The sequence below is a fragment of the Bradyrhizobium barranii subsp. apii genome (assembly GCF_011516635.5).
GTDB classification, from domain to species: domain Bacteria; phylum Pseudomonadota; class Alphaproteobacteria; order Rhizobiales; family Xanthobacteraceae; genus Bradyrhizobium; species Bradyrhizobium barranii.
The window spans coordinates 4,358,201-4,373,331 of record NZ_CP096255.1; the positions used below are offsets into that span (position 1 = coordinate 4,358,201).

Here is a 15,131-nt window from a genome sequence, read left to right on the forward strand (position 1 = left end):
ATGCGGAGGCTCTATGCCGAGCGCCGCGCGGCAACCGCGGCGGGGCTGGAAAGCGTGCTGGGAAAAAATGTGCGAATAGATTTACAGCCGGGGGGCATGCACCTGATCTTGCGTCTGCGAGGCAACCGTTCAGATCGCCGGCTCGCTGCGAGCATGCGGGAACAAGGCCTGTACGCGGAGGCACTTACGGATTGGACGAGGCGCAATGATGGGGCTTCCGCCCTTCTTTTGAACTTCACGAATATCGCCTCGCGGCGCACGGCCGAAAATTTCGGACGGCGCATTTTGGGATTGATGTGACTGAAGTTCGAGCGTGACCTGCTGGATTATGGAAATCATGGCCCAGCTACAAACGCCTATCATGGACCTTCTTGAATAGGCCAAGATGCGAAACGATGGAATCCTTCAACCAGATGAGGATTCAATCATGAACAAGCGCATCGATTACGCCAAGGCTTCACCGGAAGGCTTCAAGGCTTTTGGAGGGGTCTACGTCTATCTTCAAAAAAGCGGCCTTTCAAAGCAACTTGTCGATCTCGTCTATCTGCGGGTTTCGCAGATCAATGGCTGTGCCTACTGCATCGATATGCACTCCCGCGACCTGCTCAAGTCTGGTGTCGCCGCGGACAAGCTCGTGCTGGTGCCTGTGTGGCGAGACGCGGGGGAAGTCTTTAGTGAGCGCGAACGCTCTGCGCTGGCCTGGACCGAAACCGTGACGAGGGTGGCCGAAACCGGCGTTCCCGATGCCGACTACGAGGCCGCCGCCGGCGAATTCAGCGACAAGGAACTCGCTGACCTCACCTATGCCATCGGCCTGATGAGCGCGTTCAATCGATTGGGAATTTCGTTCCGCTCCATCCCCGCTGCCGCCAGTAGGGCTTGAGGCGCTCATCAGCAAACGCGTCGCGCATGGAAATTGGTCCATGCGCGTCCAGCCCCTTACAAGCAGCCCGGCCGTAACGCCCGGTGACCAGCGAATGGATTGACCCACATGGCATGGATGATATTGGCCTCCGCCGGCCTTCTCGAGATCGGATTCGCCTTCGGCATGAAGTGGTCCGCAGGCTTCACTCTGCTGATACCCGCGCTGTTTACGGCTGCCACCGGTTTGTCGAGTGTCTTTCTTCTCTCGCTGGCGCTCCGTACACTTCCCGTAGGAACGGGGTACGCGGTCTGGACCGGTATCGGTGCCGCGGGTACCGCCGTTCTGGGTATCGCAGTGCTGGGCGACTCTGCGTCGCCAGCGCGGATACTTTGCATTGCTTTGATTGTGGCCGGCGTGATTGGACTAAAGCTTGTCTCTGCAAACTGAGGATGCCACTGACGCTCGGGTGCCCGTTTCGGCCTGACCGTTTGATGCTAAGGCGGATCCGGCGACCACCAACGCAGGGCGGCCCAGGTCAGAACATTCATGGCGTTCTCCTTCTGCAGCCGGAGATGGCGCAATCTTGCCGGCGGTCCGCCAGCGGCCTGCCCACCGGGCGCCGGACGAGTGCGCCGCGATGGGCTCCGACTTAGGCGGTTATTCCGGCACGACCAGAGCCTTGTTCGTGCGCAGCGCGCTCATCACCTTCGGATCGAGTTTGAGATGGGCTTGCACCAGTCCCGGCGGTGTTGCCGCCATCCAGGTATCGAGAGAGAAATCGATAAAGCGGTCACTCTTGAACGTCTCGAGAAATCGAAAGTTGGTCGAGCCGGTATTCTCGAGATAGTGGCCCATCGCCACCGGGACGTAACCAACGTCGCCGGCCTGCAGATCAAATGTGCGCGCCTGCCCCTGGCCGGCAAACACACCCATGCGCGCCTGTCCCTCGATGACGTAGAGCCACTCGTCTCCGTTAGGGTGCCAGTGCACCTCGCGCAATCCGCCAGGTTCGAGTTCAACCAGGGCCGCTGCGGTCGTGGTGCTGATTGGAAACAAACGGGAATCGGTGATCCGCACCGTTCCGCCCTTCGTCTTGATGGGCACCTGCTCCATCATCCGCCACGTGTAGCTCGTCTCCGACGCCTTTGCGCCCGATATGGCTTCCGATCCGAGCGGCCCCGGCAACGGGGCCAGGAAAATATAGCGCTCGCTTTCATCGGGAGTGTGGCCGAACAACGAGGCAGGCACTCCGAAATTCTTGCCCAGCACATCGGTCGGTATGCGCTTGAACCAGTCGTTGAGCAGGAAGGTGTTGTCTTCGTCGAAATCGCCATCGTCGAACACGAGAAGAAATTCGCAGCCGTCGGGGCCGAGGCCCTGGATCGAGTGCGGGGTTCCGCCCGGGAAGAACCAGAGATCTCCGACGCCGACGTCATCGACGAAATAGCGCCCCTCGGAATCGACCGCCGTCACGCGAGCCTTGCCATAGAGCATGTAGGCCCATTCTGACGCCTTATGCCAATGCAGCTCACGCACACCGCCCGCGTTCAGGCGCATATTCACGCCGGCCATGGACTTGGCAATGCCCAGCTCACGCTGCGTGACCTGGCGGGTCCAGCCGCCCGGCTCAAGCCGCATATGGGCGTCCGAGAACGAGAAGCGCAGGTTCGGCAAGGTGCCATGATCGGTCGACGGCGGAACCAGCAGATCCGGGTTCTGCCGATCCCGCATGAGATTGCGCGGACCGGGATCGGTGCCGCCGTGACCCGGTCGCTGTGGCTGAGGAATCGCGCCGTCCGCGGTTTGCGCGTGCGCCAGCCCAACGCTCGTTAGAAGACCTCCGGTAGCAGTCGCTGCAACATATGGCGACGAGAAATGGATTGAACGAAGCCGCTGCCGCGGCGTAGGGGGCAAGGTGGCATAGATCGCCTCCTGGCTGAGAGGATGTGGGTGTTGGAGCCCACCCCCTCAGACAGGAGTATCGAGATGGCCGATTTGAGCCCTCTTCGCCGCCGCATGATCGAAGACATGACCGTCCGCAATCTGTCGCCGGCGACGCAAAGATCCTACATCAGCGCGGTTTCGAAGTTCAGCCGCTATTTTGGCCGATCGCCTGACCGGTTAGAGCTGGAAGACGTCCGCGCCTTCCAGGTGCATTTGGTCTCGACCGGCATCTCATGGCCGGCGCTGAACCAGATCGTCTGTGCGCTACGGTTTTTCTACGGCGTCACGCTCGGCGAGGCGCTCATCCCAGAGCGCATTCCCTATGCGCGAGAACCGCGCAAGCTGCCGGTCGTTCTCAGCGCCGACGAAGTGGTTCAGTTTCTTGAAGCGGTATCGAGCCTGAAGAGCCGCGCCGCGCTCACCACCGCCTATGCGGCCGGGCTCAGGGCCTCGGAGGTTGCGGGACTGCGGATCGAAGACATCGACAGCGCCCGCGGCGTCATCCAGGTGCGCCACGGCAAGGGCGCGAAGGATCGCAACGTGATGCTGTCGCCCCAGCTGCTGGGCATCCTGCGCACCTACTGGCGGCTCGCCCGGCCGCGGCTTTATCTGTTCCCTGGTCGTGACGAAGATCATCCGATCGATCAGACCGTGCTGCATGCCGCCTGCCGGTCGGCGGTGAAGGCTGCGGGCCTGACCAAGCGCGTCACGCTGCACACGCTGCGCCACAGCTTCGCGACACATCTTCTCGAGAACGGAACCGATATCCGGATCATCCAGGTCTTGCTCGGGCACAATAATTTGTCGTCGACAGCGCGCTACACGCAGGTCGCCACCGATACGATCCGAGCGACGCAGAGCCCGCTCGATCGCCTGTCGCTGGAGGTGACGCCACCTGGATGACCCGCAGCGGGATGCGGGTCATGACCCGCTCCGACATCCGCTCCAACAGGCCCGCCATCGAGATTGCCGATATTCTGCGCCGGCATGGCGACGCCTATCGCCGTGTACATGCCGGTCATCTGGGGCGGGTCGAGCGGCGCGTGATGAGCGCGATCGTTGCGTGCCGGACCGAGGCGCTCGGCGGCCACATGCAGGCTTGCGACGACTGCGGCACGACACGCGTTGCCTATAATTCCTGCCGCAATCGGCACTGTCCGAAGTGTCAGGGGAGAGCCCGAGCCGCGTGGCTCGCCGCGCGTCAAGCCGACCTGCTTCCGGTTCCCTATTTCCACGTCGTCTTTACACTTCCCGCACCGATCGCCGCGATCGCTTTCCAGAACAAGGCCGTCGTCTATGCCATCCTGTTCAAGGCTGCCGCCGAGGCGATGACGACGCTCGCCGCCAATCCACGCCGGCTCGGCGGTGCGATCGGCGGCGTCGCCGTCCTCCACACCTGGGGACAGACGCTGATGCATCATCCCCACGTCCATTGCGTCGTTCCGGGTGGCGGCCTCTCGCCCGATGGCGCGCGCTGGACCGCTTGCCGACCGAACTTCTTCCTGGCCGTCAAACCGTTGTCCAGACTATTTCGCACACTTTTTCTCAAACGTCTGTCGGCAGCCTTCAACTCCGGTGCCTTGCGTTTCTTCGGCGATCTCGGAGCTCTGGCCGAGCCGGCTGCCTTTGCGGCCCACCTCGACGCCATGCGACGCATCAACTGGGTTGCTTACGCCAAGCGGCCCTTCGGCGGACCCGCACAGGTCCTGGCCTATCTCGGCCGCTACACCCATCGCGTCGCGATCGCCAACAGCCGGCTCGTCGCACTCGACGACGATCATGTCGCCTTCTCATGGAAGGACTATCGCCAAAACAGCGCGACAAAGATCATGAATCTCAAGCCCGATGAGTTCATTCGCCGTTTCCTGCTTCATACGCCGCCTGACGGCTTCCACCGCATCCGCCACTTCGGCTTCATGGCCAACCGCCATCGCGCTGCCAAGCTCGCCCTTTGCCGCGAACTTCTCGATCATGAGCGAACAGCCCCAAACGATGGCCAGCCGTCGCCTGTGGATTCGGAGGCTCAAACCTGGGCCGAGGTTCCTGCCTGTCCCGATTGTGGTGGCGTCATGCGCATCATTGAGCGCTTTCGACATAGCTTCAGACGCCCCAGCCCTCGAACATCACCGTTCCGATGCGACACATCGTGAGCCAAGTCATGTCGTGCACGACGATCATCATTCGTCATTTCGCTCCCAGCGTCTCGATCATCGCGGACGATGTCGAATCCGTGCTGTCACACTGCGCGACAACAACCGTCCGATGCAGCAAAAGGCCTATCGCGATCTCAGGCGAAGCGCGTCTGATCTCAACTCTTCCAGGATGCGCACTCCTGTGTCTCTGCCTCACGCGCCGAGCCAGCAGATCGGGCATGGCGATCTCGAACAATCCCCATAGCTGCAAAACCGCGAATAGCCTCCCGCGCCTTCGTTCAATCCGGCTTCAATGAGGTCGCGTCATAAGCGCCTGCCGCGCCCTCGCGTGAGCGCGACCTCACAGAACCCTCCAGAATCCATGCGCGGTTCTCCCATGATTCCAGGCTACAATGCTTCTGCGCACGCTATCAAAGCAGTACACTTCGATATTTCTCGTTAGCACGAGTTCCAGCGGCTTCCGGCAGGGCGAGCGCCAACATTGGCACTGTCCGCCTCGATGCTTCGATAACCGTATCGGTTTTCGAACCAGGCCGTGAACCCATACCCCCGCTGCGATCGGCGAAAGACCAGGGGATCACGATGCGGCGCTCTATGCTCGTGCGGGTGCCATCCAGGGGATGTCCCGGGTTCTGTTGAATTTCTGAAGAGGTCGGCGTTGCCCACCTTGAGCCGGTAGGCTCGGGGTGCTGATTCCACAAAGGAGAGCAACGCCATGACGAGAGATATCACACCGGCTGGTTGGCCGGCGACCGGGGCTGTGGAGAAATCATTTGCGGAAGTGCGAGCGAGCTTCGATCGGTTCTGCCTTGCGGCAGGAATCGAGGCGCTCGGCACGATGATGGAGGCGGATGTGACAGCGGCCTGCGGGCCGCGCCACGGTCGTGATGCGGCGCGGCGGGCGCACCGTTGGGGCCGAACGCGGGGGCGGATCGGTTTCCACGGCGGCAAGATCGAGGTCGATCGCCCGCGGGTCCGGGGCATGGACGGCCGCGAGGTCACGATCCCGAGCTGGGAAACGGCGGCGCAGGAGGACTGGCTCGGTCGCTGGGCGATGAACCTGATGCTGATCAATGTGTCGACGCGCCGGTTCGGCCGCGCCGTCCGGCTGCCCGAGGGTGACGTGCCGGCACCGCCCGGATCGGGGATTTCGAAGTCGGCGGCCTCGCGGAGGTTCGTGGCTCTGTCGGCGGCGCGGCTGGCCGACTTCATGGCTGCCGATCTGTCCGCGCTCGACCTTCTGGTGGTCCAAATCGACGGGCTGCATCTCGACGACGATCTCGTGCTGGTGGCCGCGATCGGGGTTGACGGCGAAGGCAACAAGCATCCGCTGGCGCTGGTGGAAGGGGCGACCGAGAATGCAGCAACGGTTCAGGCCCTGCTGGACAACCTGGTCTCGCGCGGGCTCGACCCGACGGTGCCAAGACTGTTCATCGCCGACGGCGCGAAGGCGTTGTCGAAGGCGATCCGCCGCACCTTCGGTTCGGCCGCTGCGATCCAGCGCTGCCAGATCCACAAGGCGCGCAACATCATGGAACGCCTGCCGAAAGAGCATCATGCGGCCACCCGCCGGGTGCTGCGCCAGGCCTGGGAGCTCGATGACGCCGACAAGGCTGAAAAATTGATCCGCAATCTCGCGCGTCGACTCGACCAGCAATGGCCCGGCGTTGCGGCCAGTATCCTCGAAGGCCTCGACGAAATCCTGACTGTCGTCCGGTTGAAGTTGCCGAAGGAGCTTCGCCGATCGCTCGCCTGTACCAATATCGCCGAGAACATGATGGGCACCATTCGCCGCGTCACGCGCAACGTTAAACGCTGGCGGGATGCCGGTATGGCCTTGCGATGGGTCGCGGCCGGTATGATCGAGGCCAACAAGGGCTTCCGACGATTGAAGGCGCATAAGCAATTGTCGGTTCTGCGTGCGGCCCTTCAAGCTCACCACGATCGCATGACAATCAAGTCCGTTGCCCACGTCACGAGGGCTGCGTAATATTCATTCCGGCAACGTCGACCCGACGTAGTTCAACAGCGATCGGGACATCCCCGCCATCCACGATGCCTTTAGCGGACAGTTTGCTGCCTTCATTAAGGACGGCGAGGACAACAAAGCGCTGTTCGCAAAGACTGGAAAATTGCCGATGCCGGTCTTGGCTACCGGTGGCGATCACTCCTTCGGCACATTGATGAGCTCCGACTTGGCCGATGTCGCGAGCGCCGCCAAGAATGCTGTCATAACCAATGCGGGCTTTTTGCCTAATTGTCTCCGGAACTGCTTGAGGTCAGCTTTGGGTTAAAAGAAGTCCTCGGCTGAACCGATCGGGCAGGTCAGCTATGGGCCAGAAGCGGACGACGAGACCGAGCGTCTTTGCATCCCCAAGGCCAACGATAAGCTCGAACTTCTCCGGTGGCTGCGTCCATCTGGGCTTGCCTTACGAACCCACTGACTACACGCTACCCAAATGAGCAGAGTCCACGCCCGAGGTAAGGTCATGATCGGCGCCACGGCACTCCGTGCGCTTGTGCTGACTGCAGCTTTTTTCGCGGCGTTGTCGCCGGCCACCTGCCTTGGCGAAAACAGCAACCGCTTGCCGGCCAAGGCTACAAAGGAGCTACCACCCGAGTTGCTGGGGATGTCCCGATCGCTGTTGAACTACGTCGGGTCGACGTTGCCGGAATGAATATTACGCAGCCCTCGTGACGTGGGCAACGGACTTGATTGTCATGCGATCGTGGTGAGCTTGAAGGGCCGCACGCAGAACCGACAATTGCTTATGCGCCTTCAATCGTCGGAAGCCCTTGTTGGCCTCGATCATACCGGCCGCGACCCATCGCAAGGCCATACCGGCATCCCGCCAGCGTTTAACGTTGCGCGTGACGCGGCGAATGGTGCCCATCATGTTCTCGGCGATATTGGTACAGGCGAGCGATCGGCGAAGCTCCTTCGGCAACTTCAACCGGACGACAGTCAGGATTTCGTCGAGGCCTTCGAGGATACTGGCCGCAACGCCGGGCCATTGCTGGTCGAGTCGACGCGCGAGATTGCGGATCAATTTTTCAGCCTTGTCGGCGTCATCGAGCTCCCAGGCCTGGCGCAGCACCCGGCGGGTGGCCGCATGATGCTCTTTCGGCAGGCGTTCCATGATGTTGCGCGCCTTGTGGATCTGGCAGCGCTGGATCGCAGCGGCCGAACCGAAGGTGCGGCGGATCGCCTTCGACAACGCCTTCGCGCCGTCGGCGATGAACAGTCTTGGCACCGTCGGGTCGAGCCCGCGCGAGACCAGGTTGTCCAGCAGGGCCTGAACCGTTGCTGCATTCTCGGTCGCCCCTTCCACCAGCGCCAGCGGATGCTTGTTGCCTTCGCCGTCAACCCCGATCGCGGCCACCAGCACGAGATCGTCGTCGAGATGCAGCCCGTCGATTTGGACCACCAGAAGGTCGAGCGCGGACAGATCGGCAGCCATGAAGTCGGCCAGCCGCGCCGCCGACAGAGCCACGAACCTCCGCGAGGCCGCCGACTTCGAAATCCCCGATCCGGGCGGTGCCGGCACGTCACCCTCGGGCAGCCGGACGGCGCGGCCGAACCGGCGCGTCGACACATTGATCAGCATCAGGTTCATCGCCCAGCGACCGAGCCAGTCCTCCTGCGCCGCCGTTTCCCAGCTCGGGATCGTGACCTCGCGGCCGTCCATGCCCCGGACCCGCGGGCGATCGACCTCGATCTTGCCGCCGTGGAAACCGATCCGCCCCCGCGTTCGGCCCCAACGGTGCGCCCGCCGCGCCGCATCACGACCGTGGCGCGGCCCGCAGGCCGCTGTCACATCCGCCTCCATCATCGTGCCGAGCGCCTCGATTCCTGCCGCAAGGCAGAACCGATCGAAGCTCGCTCGCACTTCCGCAAATGATTTCTCCACAGCCCCGGTCGCCGGCCAACCAGCCGGTGTGATATCTCTCGTCATGGCGTTGCTCTCCTTTGTGGAATCAGCACCCCGAGCCTACCGGCTCAAGGTGGGCAACGCCGACCTCTTCAGAAATTCAACAGAACCCGGGACATCCCCCGAGTTGCTCTCGCTGCTCCGACAAAAGAAGATGCCAAAATACTCGCCTATCCTTGTGCGCGTCTTCAAGCAAGAGGCGGAGCTCGAAGTCTGGAAACAGGACACCACCGGCCTCTTCAAAATCCTCAAGGTGTACCCGATCTGTCGGTGGTCGGGGGATCTCGGGCCGAAACTGAAGGAGGGTGACCGTCAGGCTCCAGAGGGGTTCTATACGATTACTCCCGAGCTGATGAATCCCAACTCCGATTACCATCTCGCGATCAACGTCGGCTTTCCCAACAGCTTCGACAAGGCAAACAATCGCGACGGCAGCTTACTCATGATCCATGGCGACTGCTCATCGAGCGGTTGCTATGCCATGACCGACGAACAGATAAGCGAGATCTATTCGCTAGCGCGGGACTCCCTCGGCGGCCGACTGTCCTTTCAGGTCCAGGCTTATCCATTCCGCCTGACGCCGGCAAACCTGGCGCAGCATCGAAATAGCCCGAACCTCTCCTTCTGGAAAATGCTCAAAGTCGGCAACGATCACTTCGAGACGACGCATCTCGAACCTAAGGTGGACGTGTGCAATCGACGCTATGTGTTCGATGCGCAAGCTCCACCAAATTCGCCGTATCCTCTCGTGTTCAGTCCCACCGATAAATGCCCCGCGTTTGTTGTGGATTCCAAAATTGCGCGGCGGGCGCTTGAGAAGCAACGTACCGACGAACTCGAATTCGCGCGATTGCTCAATGACAACGTGCCGGCAGCCCCGATCTACAGCGGACTGGACGGCGGAATGAACGAGGCTTTTCTAGCAAAGTATCTGGTCAGAGCGACGCTTGCGAAAGTGATGCCGTATGCATCTTATCTGCCGCAACTGCCGCCAATCCCCTGGGTCACCAACGATGGTTCGTTGACGAGTAGATGGTTTGGCACCTCGTTCTCGAAACCGATTGCATGTGATCTGGCTCGTTCCAGCTTCCTGTCGACCGTCGTGGAAGGAGACGACGGGTGCTAGAGCGCCCGGTCTACTTCAGGCTTGCATCCAGAGTCAGCTGCCGGGTCACTGCCAGACCTCGCCAATGCTTTCTCAAGGTCTGAATACGCCCGGAAGCGGAGTGCGATGAAGCGCTGCGCGAGTCGGCTCGGGCTAGGTGTGGACCCATGCGTCTCAGCTAAGAGCGAGTTATTCGATCAACTCGTCGGCGCGGGTGAGCAATTTCGGTGGGAACGCCTTCGCGCAAATTAAGATTACGAAGTGCACTCGCGCGTTAACTGCTTTCCATCCCGCTGCCACTGCGAGGTTAAGGCGGCCACTCGGCGAATGCTCGGGTGCAGGTCTGCTATGGGTCATTCGCGTCATTTTTGGCCTGTTTGCCGGATGTCTTCTTCTCCCCTGACAGCCGCGGAATAGCACACATCCACCAACCGCTGCTTGGGGCCAATAGGCGACATCGCCGATCAGCCTTTTGCATTCAATGACCTCGTCGTTTCCATCAACACCTGACGGGCAGGTGAGCTTAACCATCCAGAATCGGTCAAGTGCATTGCCCCTTCGGTGCAAACTGTCTTCTGGCGAGAGATGGGCGTCAACGGTAACATTGCGCACACTGTTGGAGCGGGGAGAGACGAATGATCTCTGCTTGTTGGCTTGCCGTTTGGATCGCGTGCTTCGGCTTAGGAATGGCCGTGGTCTTCCGGACGGGGCTTGGTATTGAACGTTGGTCTCCCGCTCTCGGCTTGGCCTATCTCGTAATCATTGGCCCTTCAGTTCCGATCGTAGCTTGGTTGGCCGCGGATCAGATCGTAACTGTAGAGCAGGCCAGTTGCGCGGAGTTGGACCCAGCAGCGGATCGGCTGAACGGCATGTCGCCATCCGAATTCCGCGTGCGCTGTATCGCAACCCAAGACAATTCGGGTTGGCTTGCTCGTCGCAGAACATGAAAGCTCTGGAGACAAATCATGCCGGAAGCGCTTGAAGTCGAGATATCTGCCTTCTTCAACAAATACATGGAGACATTCACCACCTGGGATGGTGATCAAATCGCCAAACTCTACTGCGCTCCCTGCATCACCATGCGGATTCCGACGAAGCCGGCCATGCATTCCAATTCGAAGCCGGCCGGGTATTCCGATCTGAAGCCGGCCACCCGTGGCGTCGTTCGCATGGGTCAATTTCATGATGTCGTCGAGGGCTGGGAAGGTCAAGAGACCGGTTGATCTTGAGCGGGTTGCTTCTGCTTCCTGAGGCTCTCTCCTTTGAGTTCGATGCGGTAGGCATTGTGGACGAGGCGATCGAGAATCGCGTCGGCGATGGTGGGGTTGCCGATGATTTCGTACCAGCGATCGACGGGCAGCTGGCTGGTGACGATAATCGAGCGGGCTTCGTATCGATCCTCGACGATTTCGAGCAAATCACGGCGCTGGTCGGCGTCGAGAGGTTCTGGTCCCCAGTCGTCCAGGATCAGCAGATCAAGTCGTGCGATCGCCCGCAGCATCTTGGTATAGCGGCCATCGGCGCGGCCGAGTGCGAGAGCGGCGAAGAGACGCGGCACACGATGGTAGGCAACTGAGAAGTCGTCTCGGCAAGCCTTGTTGCCGAGGGCACAAGCGAGCCAGCTCTTGCCGACGCCGCACGGCCCGGTAACAAGGAGATTATGTCGTGCCCGGATCCAGTCGCCAGCGGCGAGTTTTAGAAAGAGCGTGCGGTCGAGGCCGCGGATAGCGCGGTAATCGACATCCTCGACGCAGGCGGCATGACGCAGCTTGGCGGCTCGAGCTCTGCTTTCGAACCGCTTTTGCTGGCGCAGCGTTTTCTCGTGTTCCAGGAGCAACGCCAGCCATTCGGCGTGTTCGAGGCTGCGCGCTTCGGACTGGGCATCGAGGTCCTTGAAGCCTTTGGCCATACCGTGGAGACCAAGGCTATGCAGCAGGTCGAGGGTGGGATGGGTGAGCATGCTGGATAATCCTTTCAATGGAAGTAACCGGGGCCGCGCAGATTGGGATGTTCGATGATCGCGTCCTCGGTATCGCGAGAACTGCGTTCGAGCTTGTTGGCGATGATGGAGGCGATGCTCTTGTAGGTCAGTGCGCTGACCGCGACCGCGCGGGCCGCGATCAGCTCGGCGCGTTCGGGATCAATATCCTTGAACAGCCGAAGCACGCCGAGACAGGTCCGGAATCCCTGTTCGGGATGAGGCCGATTGGCCAGGATGGCGAGAACGAGCCCCTCGGTGTTGGGCCCGATCGACCGCCCCCAGCGCCGGAATCGATCGGGAGTCCACTCGGCGTAACGCCGATGCGCACTGGGCATGTGATCGGGATCAGTGCCGTGCCGGCGGCCGCCATAACGGCGCTGGTGAGCAGCAACACGCAAACCCCGATGGAACAACTCGATGGTCCGGGTGGTGGCGCGAACGTCGACCTGCTCCCGGATCAGGCCGTGTGGAACTGAGTAGAAGAAGCCGTCGACCTCGACGTGATAATCGAGCGAGACGCGGGCCAGGAGCCATTCCGCGAACTGATAGTCGGCATCCGGCAACGGCGCCAGGACAGGCATCTCGACGGTCTCGAACAATTGTCGGCGGCTGACGCCGATCCGGCGCATGACGTGGGCGTTGATGCGCTCCAGCGCGGCGGCGATTGCCGCATTCGCCTCAGCCAGCGAGAAGAAGGTCTGCCGGCGAAGCCGCCCGAGGATATAGGTCTGGGCAAAACGCACTCCGGCTTCCACTTTTGCCTTATCCCGGGGCTTTCTTGGCCGTGCCGGAAGGATGCCAACGCCGTAATGGGACGCCATCATCCCGTAGCTGCGATTGATTTCGGGGTCGTAGAACGACGCCCGGTGCACGCCGGACTTCAGATTGTCAGGGACGACGAGGCGTGGCACCCCGCCAAAGAACCGGAACATTCGGACATGAGCCTCGATCCAGTCCGGAAGTGTCTGCGTCCAGGTCGCCTCGGCGTAGGTGTAATTCGAGGCGCCAAGCACGGCGACGAAGATCTCCGCGTCGCGCACAACCCCGGTTGCGCGATCAACGATCATGATCTTCTTGCCGGAGTAATCGACAAAGACCTTGTCGCCGGCCGGATGGTCCTGCCGCATCGTCGGAGACAGCCGCCGCTCGAATTCCCGGAATAAATCGCAGAACCGGCTGTAGCCATAACCTTCCGGATGGACCGCCCGGTACTCCTCCCACAGCACCATCAGATTGACGCCAGGCCGCTTCAGCTCACAGGCCAGCGAGGCCCAATCCGGCTCCCGGCGCCGGCGGAAGCCGCGCCTGACGCCGGCATGGGCAAACAGACGTTGTTCAAGAACGGCGTCGGTCAGATCGCCCGCCAAAGGCCACGCCAGCCCGGCAGTCGAGGCACGCTTGAGATTGTCCTGGATCGTGCTGCGCGCCACCCCGAGCGTGCGCCCGATCTCCCGGGCGCTCACCCCATCACGGGCAAGCCGCAGCATCTGTCGTATCTGTCGCATGGTCAGTTCTCTCTTGGCCGGCATCCGCTTCCCCTCGTGGATCAACGAGGGACTTGATGCCTGAAGGACTGACCCAAACGAAAACGCCGACTTCCAAAACCCGGCCGGCTTCAAATCGGAATGCCGGCCGGTTTCATTTCGGAATCGTGGCCGGAATAAATCGGAATCCGCACAAACGGTGGTCTGTGAAATGGGCGAACTTGATTGCACAACAAGGACATCTCGACAACGTTCGGACCAGCCCTTGTTCGAGTCGCCGTCGCATCGTCGTGATCGAATTTGGAATGTGACGTTGGGTCCGTAGCGGCAGAACCGCGGGGTCTGTAATCCGCGGAAACGCGAGCGAGCGGGATCGGCCGGGCGCGCCGAGCGCCTGAGGGGGGAAACGCCTCCCGCTCGGAGATCAGGAATCCGAAGGCTGCAATGCACATCGTTGCGTGATGATGAAAGCCGCGCCAGCCGCGTCCCTCGAAGTGGCCAAGCCCGACCTCCTGCTTGAGTTCCTGATAGTCGCGTTCGATGCGCCAGCGCAATTTAGCCGTCTCTACGAGAGTCCGGAATGCCACATCCTCCGGCAATGTCGAGAGCCAGTATTTGGTAGGCTGGTCCTCGCCTTTCGGCCATTCGATCAGCAACCATTCCTCCAACCGCTGGGTGGTTTGCCAATAATCACGGTGCGCGGCACGGACCCGCACGCGGGCAAAGCGCGAGCTCAGCTTTTCGTTCGTTCCTTGCCGCCACGTGATGGTGCGCCAAGCTTTGGCCGGCAGGCCGATCGCGAGCGCTTTAACGGCGGCCGGCCGACGCTGACGGTTGCGGCGCATCAGTTTCGGGGGACGGCCGCGGCCCGACCATGGCTTCGGCGGCAAGGGACCGGTGCCGGGCGCCCATACCGTTGTGCTCGACAGAAGACCCGCCACATAGGTCAATCCCAGCGCCGTGATCTCCGTGCGCAGATCGCTGTTGTTGCCATAGCCCGCGTCCATCAGCACGACACCACGCGGAAGGCCGGTCGCACAGGCCCACCGCAACTGCTCCAGCGCGATCTCCGGCTTGGTCCGGAAGCCGACTTCGGCAGGAATGCCCACCTTGCGCCGCCGATCGCAATCCTCAGTCCATTCCTTCGGAAGATAAAGGCGGTAGGCAACAGGCAGGCTGGCGTGGTGATTGGCAATCGATAATGACACCGCCACCTGGCAATTATCCTGCTTGCCGAGCTGCCCGCAATATTGCCGTGCAACTCCAACCGAATGTCGCCCCTGCTTGGGAAATCCGGTGTCATCGATGATCCAAGCTTCGATCGGGCCCTGGCGTTCGATCGCCGGCAGGACCATCTCTCGTACCTTGCCCAGCACCTTCTCATCCGACCAGGCGCCGCTGCCGACGAAATGCAGCAGCGATTGATGTTGGGCGGCCGTCCGTTCCGGAGCCGTCATCGCCGCCATTGGCTCCACGCTCTTACGACCGCCACAGGCCATGAGGCCGACGCAATAGTCGCGCAGCGGTGCCTTCCGATCAGCATGACCGATGACGCTGGCAAGCCCTTCCAAATACGTCGCAAATCGCATCTCACTGGTCTTGGTGCCACGCCCGCTCATGTAGCCTCCTCGGCTGATGGTCCATGCTTCAACCATCGCTGATTCCGG

At 61.5% G+C, this 15,131-nt stretch carries 14 protein-coding genes; 9 read left to right on the forward strand and 5 right to left on the reverse strand.

The features are described from left to right. The 3 genes from HAP41_RS20485 to HAP41_RS20495 all read left to right on the forward strand — a co-directional run bounded on the left by HAP41_RS20485 (position 1) and on the right by HAP41_RS20495 (position 1,312). Positions 1 to 300 (forward strand): hypothetical protein, encoded by a 300-nt coding sequence (locus tag HAP41_RS20485; protein ID WP_206706231.1) that lies wholly within the window; start codon positions 1 to 3, stop codon positions 298 to 300. A gap of 127 nt (positions 301 to 427) precedes the next feature. Further along, entirely contained in the window at positions 428 to 883 is a 456-nt protein-coding gene (locus tag HAP41_RS20490) for a carboxymuconolactone decarboxylase family protein (RefSeq protein ID WP_166097255.1), read from the forward strand. A 108-nt stretch (positions 884 to 991) separates the two neighbouring features. Beyond that, complete coding sequence (locus HAP41_RS20495) at positions 992 to 1,312, forward strand: DMT family transporter (RefSeq protein WP_063984222.1); 321 nt, start codon at positions 992 to 994, stop codon at positions 1,310 to 1,312. 210 nt (positions 1,313 to 1,522) lie between these two features. Here the strand turns inward: HAP41_RS20495 and HAP41_RS20500 are convergent, their stop codons facing one another. After that, positions 1,523 to 2,596 (reverse strand): cupin domain-containing protein, encoded by a 1,074-nt coding sequence (locus HAP41_RS20500; protein WP_414643386.1) that lies wholly within the window; start codon positions 2,594 to 2,596, stop codon positions 1,523 to 1,525. 255 nt (positions 2,597 to 2,851) lie between these two features. Between HAP41_RS20500 and HAP41_RS20505 the strand changes: the two genes are divergently transcribed. From HAP41_RS20505 to HAP41_RS20520, 4 genes are all read left to right on the forward strand, one after another. Beyond that, on the forward strand, positions 2,852 to 3,712 hold the full coding sequence (locus HAP41_RS20505; protein WP_029085027.1) for a tyrosine-type recombinase/integrase: 861 nt from the start codon (positions 2,852 to 2,854) through the stop codon (positions 3,710 to 3,712). Positions 3,713 to 3,732: 20 nt separating this feature from the next. Beyond that, positions 3,733 to 4,959, forward strand: coding sequence for an IS91 family transposase (locus HAP41_RS20510; protein ID WP_166061603.1), 1,227 nt, complete (start codon positions 3,733 to 3,735; stop codon positions 4,957 to 4,959). Positions 4,960 to 5,677: 718 nt separating this feature from the next. Next, entirely contained in the window at positions 5,678 to 6,952 is a 1,275-nt protein-coding gene (locus HAP41_RS20515) for an IS256 family transposase (protein WP_166064748.1), read from the forward strand. 499 nt (positions 6,953 to 7,451) lie between these two features. Beyond that, on the forward strand, positions 7,452 to 7,640 hold the full coding sequence (locus HAP41_RS20520; protein WP_166050582.1) for a hypothetical protein: 189 nt from the start codon (positions 7,452 to 7,454) through the stop codon (positions 7,638 to 7,640). Between the two features lie 3 nt (positions 7,641 to 7,643). Here the strand turns inward: HAP41_RS20520 and HAP41_RS20525 are convergent, their stop codons facing one another. Then, complete coding sequence (locus HAP41_RS20525) at positions 7,644 to 8,918, reverse strand: IS256 family transposase (protein ID WP_166064748.1); 1,275 nt, start codon at positions 8,916 to 8,918, stop codon at positions 7,644 to 7,646. Here HAP41_RS20525 and HAP41_RS20530 point away from each other — a divergent pair. Together HAP41_RS20530 and HAP41_RS20535 are read left to right on the forward strand one after the other, a co-directional pair. Next, positions 8,917 to 10,020, forward strand: coding sequence for a L,D-transpeptidase family protein (locus tag HAP41_RS20530; protein WP_175618097.1), 1,104 nt, complete (start codon positions 8,917 to 8,919; stop codon positions 10,018 to 10,020). The genes HAP41_RS20525 and HAP41_RS20530 overlap by 2 nt on opposite strands. Before the next feature lie 944 nt (positions 10,021 to 10,964). Further along, positions 10,965 to 11,222 carry a hypothetical protein gene (locus tag HAP41_RS20535; protein ID WP_166097253.1) on the forward strand — a complete coding sequence of 86 codons (258 nt, stop codon included), beginning with the start codon at positions 10,965 to 10,967 and terminating at the stop codon, positions 11,220 to 11,222. On the opposite strand, the gene istB is transcribed toward HAP41_RS20535, so the two are convergent. From istB to HAP41_RS20550, 3 genes are all read right to left on the reverse strand, one after another. Then, positions 11,207 to 11,959: an IS21-like element helper ATPase IstB gene (gene istB, locus HAP41_RS20540; RefSeq protein WP_166057122.1), complete on the reverse strand. Its 753-nt coding sequence runs from the start codon at positions 11,957 to 11,959 to the stop codon at positions 11,207 to 11,209. The genes HAP41_RS20535 and istB overlap by 16 nt on opposite strands. 14 nt (positions 11,960 to 11,973) lie before the next feature. Then, on the reverse strand, positions 11,974 to 13,485 hold the full coding sequence (gene istA, locus HAP41_RS20545) for an IS21 family transposase (protein ID WP_166105319.1): 1,512 nt from the start codon (positions 13,483 to 13,485) through the stop codon (positions 11,974 to 11,976). 110 nt (positions 13,486 to 13,595) lie between these two features. Then, the gene (locus HAP41_RS20550; protein WP_166105878.1) at positions 13,596 to 15,083 is read right to left on the reverse strand and encodes an IS701 family transposase; all 1,488 of its coding nucleotides are present in this window, start codon (positions 15,081 to 15,083) and stop codon (positions 13,596 to 13,598) included. Positions 15,084 to 15,131 lie beyond the last annotated feature (48 nt).